Genomic DNA, 20522 nt, shown 5'->3' on the forward strand with positions numbered 1-20522 from the left:
CCTTAAGAGAAAGGCGCACTTTGCCTTTAACTTAAGGACTGAAGCGACTCGAGGGGCTAGGCGCTGGAGTCTAGACAATAAAGAAAAGCGGAAGCGCCTTGGTAGACCCGACAAGCGCTGGGAGGCCTTAAGAGAAAGGCGCACTTTGCCTTTAACTTAAGGACTGAAGCGACAGAGGAAGGCAGCCTAAGATCGCGACGTCCTGTCGCAACAAAGAGGGATGGAGTTCAATCCCTCTCCGCTGCATGACCCACTTCGTGTGGGCCCAGGGGCTAGGCGCTGGAGTCTAGACACCGTCAAGGTCAATAACTTATACTTTCTTATCTTTAGAAAAAGAAGATGCAATCCCTAATTGGGTGCATCTTCTTTCTCTATAAATCATTTCAATTTGCATCTAATCCGAATTGTTTATGAAGCGCCGCTACCGCTATTTCCATATCCGATTCAGGAATTACAACGGATACCTTGATTTCAGACGTACTGACCATTTTCACAGGAACCGATGCGCCACGAAGTATCTCAAACATTTGCGCAGCAACTCCTGGGTTGGATACCATTCCACTTCCAACGATTGAAACTTTCGCAAGACCCACTTCAAAATCAGCTCTACTGTATCCAAGGGCTTCTTTTTCTGTTTCCAAAACGTTAATCGCTTCTGCGAAATCTTCTTTCTTGATAGAAAATGAAACAGACGGCTGTACGCCTTCCATAATTGTCTGGACGATAATATCGACGTTAACATGGTGATTCGCAAGTGCAGTGAATATATTCGCAAGCGAGCCATTGTATGGAACATCATACATAACTGTAATCCGAATGATATCCCTTTCAAAGGCGATGCCCCGCACAATTAAATTATTTTCCAAATCAATTTCCTCCTTGATAATCGTTCCTTCACCTTCCATATGCGCAGGTCTGACCCGAAGCGGCATTTGATGGTTCTTGGCAAACTCAACCGCTCTTGGGTGAAGTACCCCTGCGCCCAAATTCGCGATTTCAAGCATTTCATCATATGATATTTCCTTAAGCATCTTCGCTTGTCGAATTAATCTTGGATCCGTCGTAAATACCCCTTCAACATCTGTGTAAATATCACAGATTGCCGCATCAATTGCAATTGCAATTGCGACAGCACTTGTATCAGATCCCCCACGACCTAGCGTCGTCAACTCACCCGAGCTGTCAGCACCTTGAAAGCCGGTAATCACTGCAACAGCACCCGATTCAAGCGTCGTCACAATTTTATCTGCATGGACTTGCTCGATTCGCGCATTGCCGTGAACTGATTCTGTCGTGACACCCGCTTGCCACCCCGTGTATGAGCGAGCTTCTAAGCCTTCTGCTGCAATTGCCATCGCTAGAAGGGAAGCTGTTACTTGCTCGCCTGTCGCAAGCAGCATATCAAGTTCACGGCGCCCCGCTTTCGGATTAACTTCCACGGCGAGCTTTAGTAGATCGTCCGTTGTTTTCCCCATTGCAGAGACGATAACCGCCACTTGATTCCCCCGATTTACTTCACCTTGAACAAGCTTTGCGGCGCGTGCAATCCTTTCGGGGTTCGCAACTGATGTGCCGCCGAATTTCATTACAATTCGTACCATGATTTTCCCTCCAATTTCCCCCTGAACGCAAAAACGGCCCTCATAAGTATGAGAGCCGGTCTGATTGGAGCGCTCGCTGAAGAGACGCCCCGTTCAGATAGCTCTCCAGGTATTTTTATACCTGACAGACTCCCATTTATTCAATGGAAATCCAGCAGGACAATCGTGACAGCCGATTGGTCCGCTTCGGCGAATACTCCTTTCAATCTCGTTCATCAGGCTGCCGCCTTCCGGAGATTTACTATTGATATCCGCACCTCTATCTTCACTACTTATATAATTTTTTAGTGAAAAATAACGCAGTGCGTTCACTTTATCACATTACTTCTCTTCTCGCAATGTCTCCTCACGGAAATATGTTTCCACTGATTGCGCAATCGCCAACGGTAAGCCCGCTTGTTGCAACTCTTCAACAGAAGCTTCACGAATCTTTTTCATAGACTCAAAATGTCTAAGCAACAACGTTTTCCGCTTCGGTCCAACGCCTGGTAATCCATCAAGTGCTGACGTCAATGAATTCGTTTCTCGCCGTTGTCTATGGAATGTGATTGCAAACCTGTGCACTTCGTCTTGAATTCGCTGTAACAAGTAAAACGCTTCACTCGTTCTCTTTAATGGGATCATTTCAATCGGATTGCCATAAAGGAGTTGCGCCGTCTGGTGTTTATCGTCTTTCGCAAGTCCAGCAATTGGAATCGACAAGTTTAGCTCATCTTCAATGATTTCCCTAGCCGCTTCCATATGCCCTTTGCCGCCATCAATAACGATAAGGTCAGGTAATGGCAAGTCATCTCTGAGCACACGGATATAACGACGCCTTACAACTTCTCGCATTGCCGCGTAGTCGTCATGCGCTGCTGCAGTCATCGTCTTATACTTTCGATAGTCTTTACGGTTCGGTTTCCCGTCAAGGAATGACACCATCGCAGAGACGGCATCTGAACCATACATATGCGAGTTATCAAATGCTTCAATTCGGAACGGTATGGTGATATTCATCGCCTTACCAAGTTCTTCACACGCACCAATTGTACGGAGTTCTTGTCGTTCAATTAGTTGAAACTTTTCTTTCAATGAAATCTCGGCATTCTTGATGGCAAGATGGACAAGATCTTTCTTTTTACCGCGCTGCGGAATGAATACAGGTACATCCAGAAGTTGACGGACGATTTCACTGTCAATCCCTTGAGGTAACAGGATTTCTTTAGGGATTAGATGTTGAGACTTGCCGTAAAACTGTCCGATGAACGTCAGCAGTTCTTCTTCCGGTTCTTGATAAACAGGGAATAGCGATACATCCCGTTCAATTAATTTTCCTTGACGGACAAAAAAGACTTGAACACACATCCAGCCATTGTCTACAGCAAATCCGAAGACATCACGATCAGTGAAATCATTCATCGTCATCGCCTGTTTTTCCATAACCGCTTCAATATTAACAATCTGATCACGGTATTCTTTCGCTCGCTCAAACTCCAAGTTTTCCGCGGCCGCAGACATTTTTCCCGTCAATTCTCTTTTCACACTTTTATAACCGCCATTCAAAAAGCGGGTAATATCATCAACCATTTCCCTGTACGTTTCCAACTCCACTTCATTGACACAAGGGGCGAGGCACTGGCCAAGATGGTAATACAAGCAGACCCGATCCGGCATTGTATGACATTTTCGATAAGGATAGAGCCGGTCAAGCAATTTTTTCGTTTCATTGGCGGCAAAAGCATGAGGATATGGACCAAAGTACTTCCCTTTGTCTTTTTTCACCTGTCTCGTAATGATCAGTTTCGGATGACGCTCTGCCGTTAACTTTAAATAAGGGTAGGTCTTATCATCTTTTAGCATGATGTTATATTTCGGATCATACTGTTTGATTAGATTCAACTCGAGGACAAGCGCTTCCAGATTGGATGACGTGACAATGTATTCAAAGTCGACGATTTCTCCAACAAGCCGCTGTGTTTTAGCATCATGGCTACCCGTAAAATAACTACGAACCCGATTTTTCAACACTTTCGCTTTTCCCACATAAATGATTGTCCCTTGCCTGTCTTTCATCAAGTAACAACCCGGCAACTCCGGTAATATAGCCAACTTCTCTACGATTAACTCATTCACATAATTCACCTACCAAAAAACCGGGTACCAATGAAGGGACCCGGTTATTCTTTCAAATAATTAAGCGTGTTTTGCAATCAATTCAGCAAGTGCTTCTTTCGGTTTGAAACCGACAACTTTGTCAACAATTTCTCCATCTTTGAAAAGAACCAAAGTAGGGATTGACATGATACCGTATTTACCAGCTGTTTCCTGGTTGTCATCAACGTCAACTTTAACAATGTTTGCTTTACCTTCGATTTCGCCGTCTAGTTCTTCAAGAACTGGAGCGATCATTTTACAAGGTCCACACCAAGGTGCCCAAAAGTCAACAAGGACAAGTCCTTCTTTAATGTTTTCGTCAAAGTTCTGATCAGTCGCGTGAATAATAGCCATAATAATTTTTCCTCCTCTTAATAGATAACCTATGTCTGTATTATAGCATGCAGCTATATTACGGGCTAAATATATGCTTAGTTATTGAAAGAAGCTCCCCACTGTTAAGGGAGCTCCAATTTGAATTAGTTCGTCTTGATTTTTTTAATTTCTTCAATCATCATCGGAATAACCTCGAATAGGTCACCAACAATTCCGTAATCTGCTACTTTGAAAATATTCGCTTCTGAATCTTTATTAATTGCCACGATTACTTTCGAATTGGACATTCCTGCCATGTGCTGGATTGCACCCGAGATACCTGCAGCAATGTACAAGTCCGGTGTAACAACTTTACCAGTTTGTCCGATTTGTAGAGAATAGTCACAGTAATCCGCGTCACATGCTCCACGAGACGCACCGATTGCTCCACCTAAAAGTGTCGCCAGTTCTTGCAATGGTTCGAAGCCTTCCGCGCTTTTCACGCCGCGGCCCCCTGCAACAACAACTTTCGCTTCTGATAGATCGACACCCTCTGTCGATTTTCGAATAACTTCCGAGATGATTGTACGAAGATTTGTAACATCAACAGATAGTGCAGCTACTTCTCCTGTTCGACCTGCGTCGTGCTCTAAAGGTGCAATGTTATTCGGACGTACTGTAATGAATAGAAGTCCGTCTTTGTTCTTCACTTTTTCGAAGGCTTTACCAGAGAAGATTGGACGGATGAATACCGCAGCATCCCCTTCGCCTTCAATAGCAGTTACATCAGAGATTAAACCTGATGCTAGTTTACTAGCAATCTTAGGTGACAGATCTTTCCCTAAAGCTGTGTGACCGAACACAATAGCTTCCGGTTTTTCCTGTTCGTAAACGGCCATGAACGCTTGGCTGAATGCATCAGATGTATATAGTTTCAAATGTGGATGTTCCACAGTAACGACACGGTCTGCTCCGTAATGAATCATTTCTTCTGCAAGTGACTGAACAGCATCGCCGAGCAATACGCCGACAACCTCTCCGCCTCCCGAAATCTTTTTAGCAGCTGCAATCGCTTCGAATGAAACGTTACGCAATGCCCCTTCTCGTGCTTCTCCAAGTACTACTACTTTTTTAGACATCTATAGTCCCTCCATTACAATTAAAAGTCTGATTAGATTACTTTAGCTTCATTTTTAAGCAGATTTACAAGTTCATTCACTTGATTAGCAATATCGCCTTCAAGAATACGTCCGGCAGCTTTTTGCGGCGGTAGGTAAATTTCGATTGTTTGTGTTTTCGCTTCTACGTCATCTTCTTCTAGGTCAAGATCATCCAGTTCAAGCTTTTCAAGCGGTTTTTTCTTCGCTTTCATGATGCCTGGAAGTGATGGGTAGCGTGGTTCGTTAAGGCCTTGCTGAGCAGTCACTAGTAACGGCAGTGACGTTTCGATTGTTTCAGAATCTCCCTCAACGTCACGAATGATTTTGACGGATGTACCGCTGATTTCAAGGTTCGTAATTGTCGTTACGTAGTTAATGCCTAGAAGTTCAGCCACACGCGGACCAACTTGTCCAGAACCACCATCAATTGCAACGTTGCCCGCAAGAATCAAATCTACTTCTTTATCTTTCAAATACTCAGCGATAATTTTAGCGGATGTGAATTCATCCATTTCATCAAGGTCATCTTCAGTATCGATAAGAACTGCTTTGTCCGCACCCATTGCAAGCGCTGTGCGTAGTTGTTTTTCCGCATCTTCTCCACCGATTGTAATAACAGTTACTTCACCATCATTTGCGTCGCGTACCTGAATAGCTTCTTCAATTGCATATTCGTCATAAGGATTGATGATGAATTCCGCACCATCCTCAGAAATTTTACCGTTAGAAACCGTGATCTTTTCCTCTGTATCAAATGTCCGTTTTACTAGTACATAAATATTCATATTGCAGACCTCCCCAACTTTTTAATTATTTCCCTTTAAATACAGGTACACGCTTTTCAAGGAATGCTTGGATTCCTTCTTTTGCATCCTCAGAGACGAAAACTTCACCAAATGAATCAGCTTCCGCTTTCACGCCTTCATAATAAGAAGGGTGTTTGGTATATTGCAGCATCTCTAGTGCAGCTTTCACTGCGACAGGACCCTTCTTAGCAATTTTCTTAGCGAGCTCCATTGTTTTAGGCAGGAGTTCTTCATCTGTGTAAGCATGATTGGCAAGTCCTAGACGGGCTGCTTCTACTCCACTGATTGGATCACTGGTTAATAACATCTCCGCTGCTTTCGGCATCCCGACGTATCGCGGAAGACGCTGTGACCCAGCAAAACCAGGGATTAGACCTAATTGCAATTCCGGCAATCCAAGTTTCGCGTTTTCAGTTACAATCCGCATATGACAAGCCATCGCTAGTTCAAGCCCACCGCCCAGTGCCGCGCCATGAATTGCGGCAATAACCGGTTTAGAGAAACGTTCAAGACGTTCAAAAACTTCTTGTCCGCTTGCGGAAAGTTTCGAAAATTCCTCGCCTGAAGTGACAGATGTAAATTCTTTAATATCTGCTCCAGCCGAGAAAAATTTGCCTTGCCCGTGAAAGACAATGACCCGAACAGAATCGTCGTTCTCCACTTGATCAAGTAATGCATCCACTTCCAGTATGAGTGCGCGTGAAAGCGCATTCGCGGGAGGCCTGTTAATTGTCGCAACAGCTACCCCATCGTCAATTGCTACTGTAAGAAACTCCATTTCTCCCCATCCCCACTTTCTATCAAATACGCCTTGGCGTATTTGCGTCCAAATTTTGAATTGTGACATCCGTCGGAGGCTGTTTAACTTGAATTAAGAAAAGTGCAAGGCGCCGTCAAGCCCCGACAGGCATAAGTGAAAAGGAAGGCAGTCTAAGTGCGCGACGTCCTGTCGCAACGACTGCATACCTACTTCCTGTAGGCACGAGGAGGCGTACTTCAGCCCCCACAGCAAAATGACTTATGACCCGAGTGATTGGCGCCTGGTGTCTAGACACTGCTCCAGGTTGAAAAACTTATTCGTTCTTACTCTTCAAGTTAAGCTTTCATTCCATTCATAATCAGCCTATGTACTTCGGGTGATAGTTTCATTAAATCATATTTTTGATCATTCATCACCCATGAAGTGATTGTTTCGTCAATTGTGCCAAATACCATTTGTCTAGCAAGTCGGATATCAAGGCCTTCGTCTAGCGCCCCATTCACGATTCCCTCTTTCAGAATTGCATCCAGGAGCGTTAAATATTCTTTTAATACTTCGTTAATTCGAAGACGTAATTCTTTATTCGATTGACGCAGTTCGAGTTGCGTAACGATTGCCAAGTGACGATCTTCATGCAAAATGCGGAAATGACTGTCAATTAGTCTGAACAGTTTTTCAGATGTATCAATATCCTGTTTCAATATAATTTCGACGTTATTGACGAAAATCGCCATTTTTTCTCTAAAAACAGATATCAGGATATCTTCTTTATTTTTGAAGTAAAGATAGATTGTCCCGTCAGCAACGCCCGCTTCTTTTGCGATCTTCGAAACCTGGGCCTGATGGTATCCGTTCTCAGCAATGACAATGACTGCTGCATCGACTATTTGCTTATATTTTGGTCTATCTCGTTTCATATCTATATATCACCACCAAAAAAGAAAATATGAATGATGATTCATTCATATTTTCATATTAGTTGTTAACGGCCGCTATGTCAAGCATTACATCACAGTGGAAGTAATTCCTTTTCGGCTTTCTTTTTTTCTTCATCAATCAATGCACGGCGTAAAATTTTACCGACAGCTGTTTTCGGCAACTCTTTACGGAATTCATAAAGTCGAGGCACTTTAAACGATGCTAAGTTCTCTCTACAATACTTATCAAGCTCAGCTTCCGTTACAGTAGCTCCTTGTTTTAAGACAATATAGGCTTTAACAGTTTCCCCTCTGTACGGATCTGGGATACCCGCAATAATACATTCCTGTATCGCTTCGTGTTCATAAAGAACCTCTTCAATCTCCCGCGGATAAATATTGAAACCGCTTGCAATAATTATATCTTTTTTCCGATCAACCACATAGAAATAACCCTCGTCGTCCATATATCCGAGATCCCCGGTTAAAAACCAGCCATCGCGTAAAGTCTGTTCTGTATCTTCAGGTCTATTCCAATAACCCTTCATCACTTGAGGGCCTTTCACCGCAATTTCACCGATTTCTCCATTCGCCAGCGGTTCCGATGACTCAGGACCAAGTATGCAAGAATCAGTATCTGGCCATGGAACACCAATTGATCCTTTAACTCGTTTGTCTGCCCACACGAAGTTTGAATGGGTAACTGGAGACGTTTCCGTAAGTCCGTATCCTTCGACGAGTTTCCCACCAGTGACTCTCTCGAATTTCTCTTGCACTTCGACCGGTAATGCGGCAGAACCACTAATACATGCTTTTATGGATGATAGATCATATTTCTTCAAATCAGGATGATTTAATAGTCCAATATAGATAGTAGGTGCTCCTGGGAATAAGGTTGGCTTTTGTTTGTCAATTGCCTTCAAAGCCGTTCCAAAATCAAACTTAGGGATAAGTACCATTCTGTTCCCCTGCATGACAGAAAGAATTAATACCGTAGTCATTCCATATACATGGAAGAATGGCAAAATACCCATGACTGTTTCTTCGCCTTCTTTACACTTATACAACCATTCGCCACACATTTTAACGTTAGAAATTAGATTCGCGTGCGTCAACATGACCCCTTTTGGAGAACCCGTTGTGCCACCAGTATATTGCAGCAACGCAATATCTTCATCGTAATCAAAATCATAACTAACCGGATCTGATTTTGCGATTTTCATAATTTCAGTAAATAAATGATTCATCCCGCGGTGCTCAACTTTTACTGTAATCCCGTGTTCTTTTTTCTGAATGAATGGATAGATAAGATTCTTAGGAAACGGCAGATAGTCTTTTATTCCTGTTATTATTACATGCTCTAGTTTCGTGTCTTTAACGATCTTCGAGATTCGCGGAAATAGAATGTCGAGTGAAATGATTGCTTTCGCCCCAGAATCGACCATTTGATAAGCCACTTCACGCTCCGTATAAAGAGGATTCGTTTGAACGACGATTGCGCCAACATACAAAGTTCCATAGTAGGCAATTGCCCCTTGTGGACAGTTTGGAAGCATTATTGCAACCCGGTCACCTTTTACAATTCCGATTGATGTCAAATAGTTTGCGAATTTTAAAGATGATTCATGAAACTCTTTAAACGAGATGTCTTTTCCCAGAAAATGCATAGCGGTCTTGTCAGGATATTTCTTGCTGGATCTTGTCAGGAATTCCTGAATAGGAATGTGTTCATAGTCAAGTGTCTTTGAAATTTCAGCGGGATACAAGTCCAGCCAAGGTTTCATTGTCATAAAAAGCCCCCCTCTTTCCCCTCTTTAATTCTTTGAATATTCCTAATCTTAATTATAGAGGTAAGTGATGCAGGTTTCAAATAGAATTTTAATTTACCTAAAAAAACCTTAACCAGAATAAACTGGTTAAGGTGTATTTGCTATCATCCAATAAATACCTACTGCGATAAAAACTACGCAGACAACGAGTAATATCTTAGCTAATTTCTCCATAACTTCACAACCCTTATGAAATACTTGCTCCTATTACGAATGAAAGCCCCACTGATATCGTCAAAGATATGAAACCGACAGCGCGATTATCTGCTTCAATTTCCTTATCAATATTGAATTTAGGCGTAAGGAATTCAAACAACAGATAGGCGAAAATAAGCAGGATAAATCCGAACAAACCCCAGCCGATCATTTGAGGCAATGAATTATGCTGCTCGATTGAGTATCGAAAAATGTTTGCTACCCCGAATATTTTCCCACCTGTCGCCAGTGCGACCGAAAAATTTCCTTTTCGGATTTCTTCCCAGTTCTTATATTTCGTTACGAGCTCAAAAAGTACCATCGAAACGATAAGACAAAGTACGACTACGCTAAAGTAACCTGCTGATTCTACTAATGGATGGTTCCAAAACCCGGTTTGACTCATAGCATTCGACTCCTTTTACGTTTGGTCATTCCTACCTATACGGATGAGTACGTAAAAGGTTTCAAAAATGGGTATATACTTTTTTATCATTGCATGAAACTTCGAGAGAATCTTTTCCACCCCGTAAGTTGAAATAAAGATTCCTTTCAATCCTCTTCGGCGCTAGGGGATGCCTCCCGCCCTAAGCCAGGTAGCTGCGCCACCGGTCTTAGGGCTTCGGCTACCCCTGTAATGCGCCTACGCTGGGTTTTTATAGGTATACATTTGTTTAACTTAAACTATATATTCAGCACTACTTATTTAGAATTAACTAGGTGGTATACCTAACCTGTATAACGAACAAATCTAGCGAAGGAGCGACACTAATGAAAGGCAGCCCAATATCGCCGCGTCCTGCGGCAAAGGCTGCACACCCGCATCCTGCGGATGCCGAAGCAATAAGACCTAGGAGGGATGCAGTTCAATCCCTCTCCAGTGATCTTCTGACGTGCTTATTGCGTAAGGCCAGCACCAAGCGACTAAGCGGTGTTGGAAGAACATTCTATTTGTTAAGGGCCTACTATACAGTTGAACTATTTCAATTCGACAACAGTAACGCCGTGTCCGCCTTCACCAGCTTCACCGAATCGGTACGTTTTCACGCGGCTGTGATTTTTCAAAAATTGCTGGATACCTTGCCTTAATGCTCCGGTACCTTTGCCGTGAATAATTGACACTTGGTGATAATTCGATAGAAGCGCATCGTCCAAATATTTCTCTGTGCGGAAGATTGCATCTTCATAGCGCTCTCCACGCAGGTCGAGTTCCATTTTGATGTTTGTATCCCGTCCCGCTACTGAAGTTGATATATACTGTTTTTTCTCTTTTTCTGGTTTAACAAATTCCAGTCCTGATTGATCAAGCTTCATCTTCAAGATACCAATTTGGACAATCCATTCATTATCTGAAACTTTATCAATGAGCGTCCCTTTTTGACCGTAACTAAGCACTTTCACTTCGTCACCTATTTGAAGGGCCCTTGGCGCTGCCTTCGCTTTAACTGCCTTCTTCTTCTCTTCAGCAGGGGCAGCACCTTCAAGACGTTTACGAGCTTCAATCAATTCGTGCTCTTTTACGTTAGCACCCACATTCAGGCGCATTGCACGTAAATCTGAAATGATAGTTTCCGATTCACGCTTCGCATCTTCGATGATTTTCCTCGCTTTTTCTTTCGCTTTTTCTTCCATACGTTCTTTCTTGTTCTCGAACTCGGCAAGCTTTGCTTCCAATTCACGTTTCAATCGATCTGTTTCCAGTAAGATGTCATGCGTTTCTTCTGCATCTTTTTCTGATTGAACACGACTTGTCTCGAGAGACAGGATCATTGAATCGACTTCACCGCGATCTGTGCCAGTGAATTTTTTAGCTCGATTAATGACCCTGTCCTGCAATCCTAGACGCTTTGAAATTTCAAACGCATTACTGCGCCCTGGAACGCCTATTAACAAACGGTATGTCGGGCTTAGCGTGTCAACATCAAATTCAACGCTGGCATTGGCAACGCCCGGACGATTATAGCCATATGCTTTCAACTCTGGATAATGGGTTGTTGCCATAACTCTTGCACCACGTCCATGCACTTCATCCAGAATTGAAATGGCAAGTGCCGCCCCTTCTTGTGGATCTGTACCTGAACCGAGCTCATCGAATATAATAAGAGAACGGTCATCATATTTTTCTAAAATATCGACGATGTTCACCATATGTGAGGAAAATGTACTAAGACTTTGCTCAATTGACTGCTCGTCCCCGATATCTGCATAGACCGAATCGAACACTGCAACTTCAGAACCATCGAGTGCTGGAATAGGAAGCCCTGCCTGCGCCATCAGCGTGCATAGCCCTACCGTTTTCAACGTGACCGTCTTCCCACCCGTATTGGGTCCAGTAATAACGATTGTTGTAATATCTTTACCGAATTCAATTGTATTCGCAACTGCTTCTTCCATCGATAGCAAGGGATGTCTTGCTTTCGATAGACGAATATATCCTTTATTGTTCACTTCCGGTTTCGTACATTTATGTGCTTTCCCAAATTTCGCTTTAGCAAGGATAACGTCAATTTCAGATAATATCGCAACAAGTGTGAATAGATCATGTGCGACTTCCTGCACTTTTGAAGATAGGTCGATAAGGATTTTCTCGATTTCTTCCTGTTCCTGCAGTTTTAATCTTCTAATTTCATTATTCGCTTGAACAACTGCATCCGGCTCGATGAAAAGCGTTTGACCAGACGATGACATATCGTGAATAACACCACGGTAATGCGAACGGTACTCTGACTTTACAGGAATCACATAACGGTCATTCCGGATAGTAACAATCGCGTCGGACAACATTGTTGCGGCGTTTTTCCCACGTGTATAACTTTCCAGCTTCTCTCGAACACGGCCTTCCTGCATTCGCATTCCTTGCCGAATTGTTCGCAGCGACCCTGATGCGCTGTCTACAACATGCGCGTTGTCATCGATGCATGCATTTATTTCGTGTTCCAAGCCCGTCAAAATCGGGATGCCATCTTTTTTCGCAATGAAATGTGGGATTTCAATATCTTCATCTGCCACAATTGCTTCGATGAATTGACGTAGATTCCGACTTGCACGGATTGTGTTAGCCGTTTCCATCAGTTCATATGCACTTAGCATGCCACCCATTTGTGCTCGTTTAGCATGGGGTCTAATATCACTGATCCCGCCCATTGGCACATTTCCACGGACGCGAAGTATTGATAACCCTTCGTCCGTTTCTTCAAGCAGTTTTACAACTTCGTCAAAATCGCTGACAGGTACTAATTTCTCCATATAAGATCGACCGGCGAATGATGTGCAATGAGTTGCTGCCATATCCCGGATTTTATCGAACTCAAGTGTTTTTAAGACACGGTTTTCCAATGTCTTACACTTCCTCTCACTTCCGCACAATATCACGGATAAATTTATCGAGCGGCCACGTATTAACGACCGTCTCTTTTTTCAACCACGCTTTTTTACCGTAGTTTACACCAGTAGTCATATAATTTAGTTGATCGATTGCATGTGCATCTGTATTGATGGCAATTGTAACTCCAGCTTCTTGCGCCATGATAAGATGATCAGTCGCAAGGTCGAGCCGGTATGGATTCGCATTCAACTCAAGTATTTTACCATATTCCTTCGCCCATTGGATGAGTTGAGGCACATCAGGGTTATAGCCTTCCCGTTGACCAACTATGCGGCCTGTTGGGTGCGCAATCATATTGACATGCGGATTTTTAATGGCCGTATGAAGCCTTTCCATAATCAATTCCTGTGATTGACTAAAATTAGAGTGAATAGACGCGATGACAAAATCTAGCTCGCTGAGTAGTTCATCATCAAAATCGAGTGTCGCGTCAGGAAGAATGTCCATTTCTGTTCCGCAAAAGATTTCGATGTCGTCATATTCTTTATTTAACGTACGGATTTCCGCGATTTGTTCACGTAAACGCTCAGGCGTAAGTCCGTTCGCAACTTTGAGATACTGCGTATGGTCTGTGATAACCATATAGGAATAGCCTTTAGCACGGCAGGCCTCAACCATTTCACGGATTGTGTACGCTCCGTCTGACCATGTTGTATGCATATGAAGATCTGAACGGATGTCTTCGAGCGCTATCAAGCCGGCGAGTTCATCGACACGATCGATTTCACTGCCATTTCTTCGCACCGCAGGCGGGATGAATGGCAAACCGAAGTGTGCGAAAAATTGTTCTTCCGAATCGAATGTCTTAACGGAACCATCTTCATTCTCCACTCCATATTCACTTATTTTCATTCCTCTAGATTTCGCAAGCTGGCGCATCTTGACGTTATGGTCTTTCGAGCCAGTGAAATGATGGATGGCACTTGCAAATTGTTCTGCTTTCACGAAACGGAAATCGGCGTCAATTGCCTCCTCCAAGTCGAGCGTTACAGACAGTTTGGCATCCCCCGCCGCAATCGTTGCGACAAGCGGCAAAGTCGCAAGTAGTTTTTCTCGAACGACTGCGGGCTCGTCCGTCACAATGATGAAATCGACATCACTGCTTTCCTCTTCCGTTCGCCGATAACTTCCAGCGACAGAAAAATGGTTAATTTCCGTAATCAGACGTAGTTCCTGCTCAACAAATGTGACGACTTTTTCCATTTGCCAATATGGGAATTTCCCTTGCCGAGTTCCTAAAATTTCTATTTCACTCAAAATATTGTCTTCCGTTTTCTTGCCAAAACCGGCGACTTTACTCACTTCCCCTGCAAGGCAGGCCGCATGGAGTGATTCCACCGAATCGATGCCGATCGCCTCACGCAGTTTGGCGATTTTTTTGCCGCCAAGACCCGGGATTTTCAACAATGGTACAAGCCCTTTTGGCACAGCTTCTTCCAATTCTTTTAGAAGATCAGACTCTCCTTTTTCTAGCAAGTCAGTAATGACAGCACCAGTGCCTTTGCCAATCCCTTTCAGCTTTAAAATATCATCCATCTCAGCTAAACTTCGTGGATCTAGTTCAAGTACGTTGGCAGCTTTTCTAAATGCAGCTACTTTGAAATGGTTTTCCCCAAGTAACTCCATGTATAAAGCGATTTTTTCAAACGTGCGAATGATTGTCTTTTTATTCACTAATAGCCCTCCTGTTCTGAAATACGGAAGCGGCATTTTACTTTCAGCCGCCGCAGTTTGACAATTCTAGAAAAAAGCCTCCCTCCAAAAGGGGGGAAGCCGTCAGTTTGTATAGATGAACCACCATTTTTTAACAGTTTCTGACAACACCGGCGTATGTTCAAACATCGACTTAGCCAACAATGAATGACTTATCTTGTCTTGGATAAACTCTATTGGTAGCATAGCCAGCAGATAGAGAACAAGGAACATAAGTATATAGAATTCGATAAATCCGAACAAAGCCCCCGTGATGCGTGCTATGAAACCGAGGACGGGCAAATACTTCAGGAAATCAAACATAGATGCAATGAGCTGCAATCCGAATTTGACGACAAGAAATATCAAAACAAACGCCAGTAGTTGATAGAACGTCCCATCTAGATCCAGTTGTTCCACTGTCATGGATAATTTCGAACCTGCTGTAACACCTGGGTAAGGAACCCAAAGAACAAATGATTCTGCTAGTTGCTTATAGAACGAATAAGCGACAACAAGTGCGATGATGAATCCTGTCATATGTATAATTTGGACAATGAGTCCCCGTCTGAATCCCGTTACGAGTCCTCCGAATAGGAGGAAAATAATTAGTAAATCAAGCATGTAATACCGTCAACCCTTCAGCTTATTCAATTCTTCTTCCAGTTGTTCAACTTGTTTTTTTAATTTAAGATAATCATGTACACTATTAACAGCGGTAAGCACAGCGATTTTTGTACTGTCGAGGTAAGGGTTATGGGCACTGATTTCCCTCATCCTTTCATCGACCATCGAGGCGACCAGCCGCATATGAGTGCTTGTTTCGGTACCGACCATTTTATAGGTCTGCCCGTATATGTCAACTGCTATGCGTGTCTTCTGTTCGTCTGCCAATGATACGACCTCCCACATAAAAACTCTGTTATTAATCATACCACGAAATGGTTTTAGTTGTGAATTAAGTCGACGAAAGGAAGTTATAAATTGAGTAATCAAGTTATTATTGTAAACAATCAAGATATGAAAAAAGTGATAAATCATTACACGCCTTCAAAAGTCGTACGCAATGCCCCTGGAGTCGTCTTTGCGGCGAAACTGCCTGATACCTCAATCACAGCCTACAAGTCCGGAAAAGTGCTGTTCCAGGGCGCAGGATCTGAACGGGAAGCCGCGCGTTGGGGTACAGCGGAAGTTAAAGCAGGGTCGGTTGCAGTGAAAGCAAAAGGGGATGTGCTACCTGACGGGTTAGCACAACTATCCGTTCTAGGGTCAGATGAAACTGGAACGGGTGATTTCTTCGGTCCTGTCACTGTTGCAGCTTGTTTTGTCCGTGCCGATCAAGTAGAACTTGTTCGCGAACTTGGTGTGAAAGATTCAAAAATGCTAACAGATGACCTCATGCGAAAAATCGCACCCGACTTACAGGAAGCGCTCATTTATAGTGTGCTGACGCTTGAAAATGAGAAATACAATGAAGTACAAGCGAGCGGCTGGTCTCAAGGAAAGATTAAAGCCCTCCTTCATAATCAAGCACTTAAGCATGTACTCAGGAAAATAGACGGAGAAAAACCCGATTATATTTTGATTGACCAATTTGCAGAACGCGGCATTTATTATAATCACATCAAAGCGGAGTCTGAAATTGTACGAGAGAATGTGCTATTTTCGACGAAAGCGGAAGGGCTTCATATGTCTGTTGCAGCTGCGTCAATTATTGCGCGTGTTGCGTTTTTAGAAGCAATGGATAAGTTGAGTGAGTTAGCAGGTATCACACTGCCGAAAGGCGCGGGACCCAAAGTGGATGAGGTGGCCGCCAGGATTTTGTTGAAAAGCGGTGAAGAAAAATTGAAGTCGTTGACGAAGTGGCACTTTGCAAATGCGGGGAAAGCTAAGAATCTTGCGGCGCGGAAAAGAGGGTGATTTTTTTAGGTGTAATTTTAACTTTCTAATTCTAAAACCAACTTTTAAATCCTAATGTCAACTTCGAGATTCTAATCACAACTATTCGTTTTTGTGACAATCTACGCAAAGTGTGCCTAGGTATTTTCTGTAATTGCAACTTCAGAGTTCTAATTGCAACTCCAAGGTTTTAATTGCAACTCTAAGATTCTAATTGCAACTTTTCAATCGTAATTGCAACTTTTCTTTTCTAATTGCATTTCCCCAAAAAGAGGCACACAGAATAGAATTCTGTGTGCCTCTTGATTTATTTATCCGCGAAGCAAAGCTCCTGCTTCTACCGTTAACGCGTTCAATACTTTGTCATGCGCTTTGACGACTTCTTCATCTGTCAATGTGCGCTCAGAATCTGAATATGTCAGTGAGAATGCAAGTGATTTCTTGCCATCCTCAACATTGTCGCCTTCATACAAGTCAAACAATCTGACGTCTTTTAACAATTTGCCGCCCGCGTTTCGAATAACACCCTCAAGCATACCTGCCGATGTATCGCTCGAAACGACAAGCGCGATGTCCCTTGAACTCGATGGGAAACGTGGAACCTGGGTATATAAAAGTTCTTCCGTTTCAACTGCCAAAATTTTAGCAAGGTTCATTTCCATTACATATGTGTTTTTCAAATTACGTTTTTTCTGTTCTGTCGGGTGAATTTGTCCAATCAAACCAATCCGTTCGCCATTATGGAAAATGTTCGCTGTACGTCCAGGATGCATCCCGTCAAGAACAGTTTGTTCGAATGACAGACCTTCAGAGAGACCGAGACTATCCAACATGCCTTCGATAATCCCTTTAAGGACATAGAAGTCGACCGATTTTGTTTCGGCTTGCCATGCATGGTCAACCCATTTCCCAGTAATAACAGCTGCGACATGTTCAACTTCTTGTGGCAGTCCATCTTCCTCTTCACCAAGGAATACCGATCCTGTTTCATAAAGCGCCACCGAATCCATACGGCGAGCAACGTTGTATGTTGCAGCCTCAAGGAGATGCGGGATAAGACTTTGACGAAGGATACTGCGGTCTTCACTCATCGGCATTAGAAGCTCTGTAACAGGTGCTGTTTCAAGCGCGTAGCTTTGAGCTTGTTCCTTAGATGTTAATGAATACGTCAGGGCCTGGAAGAGTCCAGCGCCTTCAAGGAATGCCCTAACTGTACGACGTTTCGCTTGATACGGCGACAATCCACCCGGCGTCGATTCCGTTATTGGAAGTGTCATTGGGATTAAATCGTAGCCGTACATCCGTGCAATCTCTTCTATAATATCTTCTTGAATTCGAAGATCCTGCCTGCGTGTCGGTGCGTCTATGATAAGTTTTCCGTTCACTGCTTCTGTAGGGATTTGCAATCCGTCTAAAATAGTTAGCATTTCTTCAAGAGGGATCTTCATACCAAGGCGGTTGTTGATATAATCCGGTGAAACAGTAATGCGTACAGGCGTTTTATCGAGTTCATCAAAGATTACAGATCCAGCAAGCACTTCGCCACCCGCGATTTCAGCCATAAGCTGTGCGGCACGTTCTGCTGCTGCTTCAACCCGATTAGGATCGACTCCTTTTTCAAAACGAGTACTCGCATCACTACGAAGTCCAAGCTCTCTCGACGTGCGGCGAACAGATCCTGGTGCGAAGTAAGCTGATTCGATGATAACCGTCGTCGTTCCATCATGTACTTCCGTATTTAATCCGCCCATTACACCTGCAATCGCTACTGGTTCTTTACCGTTCGTAATAACAAGTTGATGTGCTTCCAATGTTCGTTCAGTATCATCCAATGTCGTGATTTTTTCACCTTGTTCCGCAAGACGAACAGCGATTTCACCTGTTCCAAGACGGTCATAGTCAAATGCATGAAGTGGCTGACCGTATTCCATCAAGACAAAGTTTGTGATATCGACAACGTTATTATGTGGACGAACGCCAGCAGCCATCAAGCGGTTCTGAAGCCATAACGGTGAAGCTTCAACTTTAACGTTTTTCACGACTTTCGCTACATACATCGGATTGTCTTCTTTCGCATCGATGCGCAGTTTCAGCATATCTTCTGCTTTTTCATTTGAAGCCGTATAGTTAATTTCAGGGAGTTGAATGCCTTGTGATAAAATCGCACCAACTTCATACGCAACCCCTATCATGCTGAGTGCGTCTGAACGATTTGGCGTTAAATCGAATTCAAGCACTTGATCATCTAGACCAAGCAATGGAAGTGCTGATTCGCCAGGTACAGCTGATTCAGGAAGCACATAGATTCCTTCTGCATATACTTTTGGTACGAGCTTGCCTTCAATTGCAAGCTCTTGAAGCGAACAGATCATTCCGTTCGATTCCTCACCGCGAAGTTTTGCTTTTTTAATCTTCATGCCGCCTGGTAGTACTGCACCGGGACGTGCAACAATGACTTTTTGTCCTTTTGCGACGTTTGACGCACCACAAATAATTTGTGTTGTTTCTTCTCCAACATCCACTTGACAAATATTCAACTTATCCGCTTCCGGGTGTTTCACACATTCCAACACATAACCCACAACTACATTCGTCATGCCATGAGAACGGTCGATGATGGAATCGACTTCAATGCCCGAACGCGTAATTTTCTCCGCAAGGTCTGAAACAGCAATACCCTCTATATTTACATATTCACTTAACCATTTCGTAGATACTAACATATTGTCTCCTCCTCAAGCTTCCGTCCGGTGGAATTGTGATACAAACCGCACATCATTTGTATAGAAATGACGGATATCTTCCACACCATATTTCAACATTGCAATACGTTCAGGCCCCATACCGAAAGCAAAACCTGATACGATAGCTGGATCATAGCCAGCCATTTTCAGCACGTTCGGGTGTACCATACCGGCACCCAAAATTTCAATCCAGCCCGTTTTTTTACAAACGTTACAGCCGTCTCCGCCACATTTGAAGCATGAAATATCCATTTCAACAGACGGTTCCGTGAATGGGAAGAAACTTGGACGCAGACGAATTTCACGCTCATCGCCAAACATTTTTTTGGCGAATAAAGAAAGTGTCCCTTTCAAGTCGCTCATACGGATATCTTCACCAATAACAAGCCCTTCAATTTGCGTGAACTGATGAGAATGCGTCGCATCGTCACTATCACGACGGTACACTTTACCAGGGCAGATAATCTTAATCGGCGCGCCGCCTTTCGCTTCCATCGTCCGTGCTTGAACTGGTGACGTATGTGTACGAAGAAGAATATCTTCGGATATGTAGAACGAATCTTGCATATCACGTGCTGGATGGCCTTTTGGTAAGTTCAACGCTTCAAAGTTGTAATAGTCTTTCTCAACTTCAGGACCCTCAGCAACTTCATAGCCCATGCTGATGAAGAAGTCTTCGATTTCCTCAACAACACGCGTTAGCGGATGATGATTACCTGTACGTGCCGGACGTCCAGGCAACGTCACATCAATCGATTCTTTTTCAAGCTGCTCGTTGATGGCCAATTCCTCAAGTTTTGCCATACGGTCTTCCAGAACCTCTGTTACCGATTCACGGATGACATTGACAAGTGCTCCCATCTTAGGTCGTTCTTCAGCAGGAAGTTTCCCCATACCTTTCAGCAGATCAGTAATTGGCCCCTTTTTTCCTAAATAGGCAATACGGACATCGTTTAATGATTTTACATCTGAAGCTGCTTCAATTTTTGCAAGGGCCTCTACTTTCAACAGTTCTAATTGTGCTTCCATGTCAATTCTCCTTTCAAAATAAACAAAAGTGCTGGACGCCTGATTAGACGCCTA

Annotated in this window: 16 protein-coding genes and 1 riboswitch; of the genes, 1 reads left to right on the forward strand and 15 read right to left on the reverse strand. The window is 43.4% G+C overall.

Annotated elements, in window-relative coordinates:
• Positions 1-383: 383 nt before the first annotated feature.
• From I2484_RS01770 to zapA, 13 genes are all read right to left on the reverse strand, one after another.
• On the reverse strand, positions 384-1601 hold the full coding sequence (locus I2484_RS01770) for an aspartate kinase (protein ID WP_207149314.1): 1218 nt from the start codon (positions 1599-1601) through the stop codon (positions 384-386).
• Between the two features lie 90 nt (positions 1602-1691).
• Positions 1692-1871: riboswitch (Lysine riboswitch) on the reverse strand.
• 51 nt (positions 1872-1922) lie between these two features.
• The gene (gene uvrC, locus I2484_RS01775; RefSeq protein WP_207149315.1) at positions 1923-3716 is read right to left on the reverse strand and encodes an excinuclease ABC subunit UvrC; all 1794 of its coding nucleotides are present in this window, start codon (positions 3714-3716) and stop codon (positions 1923-1925) included.
• Between the two features lie 60 nt (positions 3717-3776).
• Complete coding sequence (gene trxA, locus I2484_RS01780; protein WP_186670203.1) at positions 3777-4091, reverse strand: thioredoxin; 315 nt, start codon at positions 4089-4091, stop codon at positions 3777-3779.
• Between the two features lie 125 nt (positions 4092-4216).
• On the reverse strand, positions 4217-5191 hold the full coding sequence (locus tag I2484_RS01785; protein WP_207149316.1) for an electron transfer flavoprotein subunit alpha/FixB family protein: 975 nt from the start codon (positions 5189-5191) through the stop codon (positions 4217-4219).
• A 32-nt stretch (positions 5192-5223) separates the two neighbouring features.
• Complete coding sequence (locus I2484_RS01790; RefSeq protein WP_207149317.1) at positions 5224-5997, reverse strand: electron transfer flavoprotein subunit beta/FixA family protein; 774 nt, start codon at positions 5995-5997, stop codon at positions 5224-5226.
• Positions 5998-6022: 25 nt separating this feature from the next.
• Positions 6023-6796 (reverse strand): enoyl-CoA hydratase, encoded by a 774-nt coding sequence (locus tag I2484_RS01795; protein WP_207149318.1) that lies wholly within the window; start codon positions 6794-6796, stop codon positions 6023-6025.
• A 317-nt stretch (positions 6797-7113) separates the two neighbouring features.
• Positions 7114-7695 (reverse strand): TetR/AcrR family transcriptional regulator, encoded by a 582-nt coding sequence (locus I2484_RS01800; RefSeq protein WP_207149319.1) that lies wholly within the window; start codon positions 7693-7695, stop codon positions 7114-7116.
• A 92-nt stretch (positions 7696-7787) separates the two neighbouring features.
• Positions 7788-9485, reverse strand: a complete 1698-nt coding sequence (locus I2484_RS01805; protein ID WP_207149320.1) for an AMP-binding protein — start codon at positions 9483-9485, stop codon at positions 7788-7790.
• Positions 9486-9711: 226 nt separating this feature from the next.
• The gene (locus tag I2484_RS01810) at positions 9712-10125 is read right to left on the reverse strand and encodes a DUF350 domain-containing protein (RefSeq protein ID WP_207149321.1); all 414 of its coding nucleotides are present in this window, start codon (positions 10123-10125) and stop codon (positions 9712-9714) included.
• A 572-nt stretch (positions 10126-10697) separates the two neighbouring features.
• Complete coding sequence (locus I2484_RS01815; protein WP_481886372.1) at positions 10698-13007, reverse strand: endonuclease MutS2; 2310 nt, start codon at positions 13005-13007, stop codon at positions 10698-10700.
• 64 nt (positions 13008-13071) lie between these two features.
• Positions 13072-14778, reverse strand: coding sequence for a DNA polymerase/3'-5' exonuclease PolX (gene polX / locus I2484_RS01820; protein ID WP_207149323.1), 1707 nt, complete (start codon positions 14776-14778; stop codon positions 13072-13074).
• Positions 14779-14880: 102 nt separating this feature from the next.
• The gene (locus I2484_RS01825) at positions 14881-15420 is read right to left on the reverse strand and encodes a CvpA family protein (protein WP_207149324.1); all 540 of its coding nucleotides are present in this window, start codon (positions 15418-15420) and stop codon (positions 14881-14883) included.
• 9 nt (positions 15421-15429) lie between these two features.
• Entirely contained in the window at positions 15430-15690 is a 261-nt protein-coding gene (zapA, locus tag I2484_RS01830) for a cell division protein ZapA (RefSeq protein WP_207149325.1), read from the reverse strand.
• 90 nt (positions 15691-15780) lie between these two features.
• On the opposite strand from zapA, the gene rnhC reads away from it, so the two are divergent.
• The gene (rnhC, locus tag I2484_RS01835; protein ID WP_207149326.1) at positions 15781-16716 is read left to right on the forward strand and encodes a ribonuclease HIII; all 936 of its coding nucleotides are present in this window, start codon (positions 15781-15783) and stop codon (positions 16714-16716) included.
• Between the two features lie 290 nt (positions 16717-17006).
• On the opposite strand, the gene pheT is transcribed toward rnhC, so the two are convergent.
• Positions 17007-19418 carry a phenylalanine--tRNA ligase subunit beta gene (gene pheT / locus I2484_RS01840; RefSeq protein ID WP_207149327.1) on the reverse strand — a complete coding sequence of 804 codons (2412 nt, stop codon included), beginning with the start codon at positions 19416-19418 and terminating at the stop codon, positions 17007-17009.
• Positions 19419-19430: 12 nt separating this feature from the next.
• Positions 19431-20468: a phenylalanine--tRNA ligase subunit alpha gene (gene pheS / locus I2484_RS01845; protein ID WP_207149328.1), complete on the reverse strand. Its 1038-nt coding sequence runs from the start codon at positions 20466-20468 to the stop codon at positions 19431-19433.
• Positions 20469-20522 lie beyond the last annotated feature (54 nt).

It is taken from the genome of Sporosarcina sp. E16_8 (genome assembly GCF_017347095.1).
Taxonomy (GTDB): Bacteria; Bacillota; Bacilli; order Bacillales_A; family Planococcaceae; genus Sporosarcina.

Excerpts from the sequence above, each read along its gene's own strand:
- I2484_RS01785 (WP_207149316.1), bottom strand. The coding sequence starts at position 5,191 with ATGTCTAAAAAAGTAGTAGTACTTGGAGAAGCACGAGAAGGGGCATTG.
- I2484_RS01790 (WP_207149317.1), bottom strand. The coding sequence starts at position 5,997 with ATGAATATTTATGTACTAGTAAAACGGACATTTGATACAGAGGAAAAG.
- pheS (WP_207149328.1), bottom strand. The coding sequence starts at position 20,468 with ATGGAAGCACAATTAGAACTGTTGAAAGTAGAGGCCCTTGCAAAAATT.
- pheT (WP_207149327.1), bottom strand. The coding sequence starts at position 19,418 with ATGTTAGTATCTACGAAATGGTTAAGTGAATATGTAAATATAGAGGGT.
- trxA (WP_186670203.1), bottom strand. The coding sequence starts at position 4,091 with ATGGCTATTATTCACGCGACTGATCAGAACTTTGACGAAAACATTAAA.
- I2484_RS01805 (WP_207149320.1), bottom strand. The coding sequence starts at position 9,485 with ATGACAATGAAACCTTGGCTGGACTTGTATCCCGCTGAAATTTCAAAG.
- I2484_RS01795 (WP_207149318.1), bottom strand. The coding sequence starts at position 6,796 with ATGGAGTTTCTTACAGTAGCAATTGACGATGGGGTAGCTGTTGCGACA.
- I2484_RS01810 (WP_207149321.1), bottom strand. The coding sequence starts at position 10,125 with ATGAGTCAAACCGGGTTTTGGAACCATCCATTAGTAGAATCAGCAGGT.
- I2484_RS01815 (WP_481886372.1), bottom strand. The coding sequence starts at position 13,007 with ATGGCAGCAACTCATTGCACATCATTCGCCGGTCGATCTTATATGGAG.
- I2484_RS01800 (WP_207149319.1), bottom strand. The coding sequence starts at position 7,695 with ATGAAACGAGATAGACCAAAATATAAGCAAATAGTCGATGCAGCAGTC.
- I2484_RS01770 (WP_207149314.1), bottom strand. The coding sequence starts at position 1,601 with ATGGTACGAATTGTAATGAAATTCGGCGGCACATCAGTTGCGAACCCC.
- I2484_RS01825 (WP_207149324.1), bottom strand. The coding sequence starts at position 15,420 with ATGCTTGATTTACTAATTATTTTCCTCCTATTCGGAGGACTCGTAACG.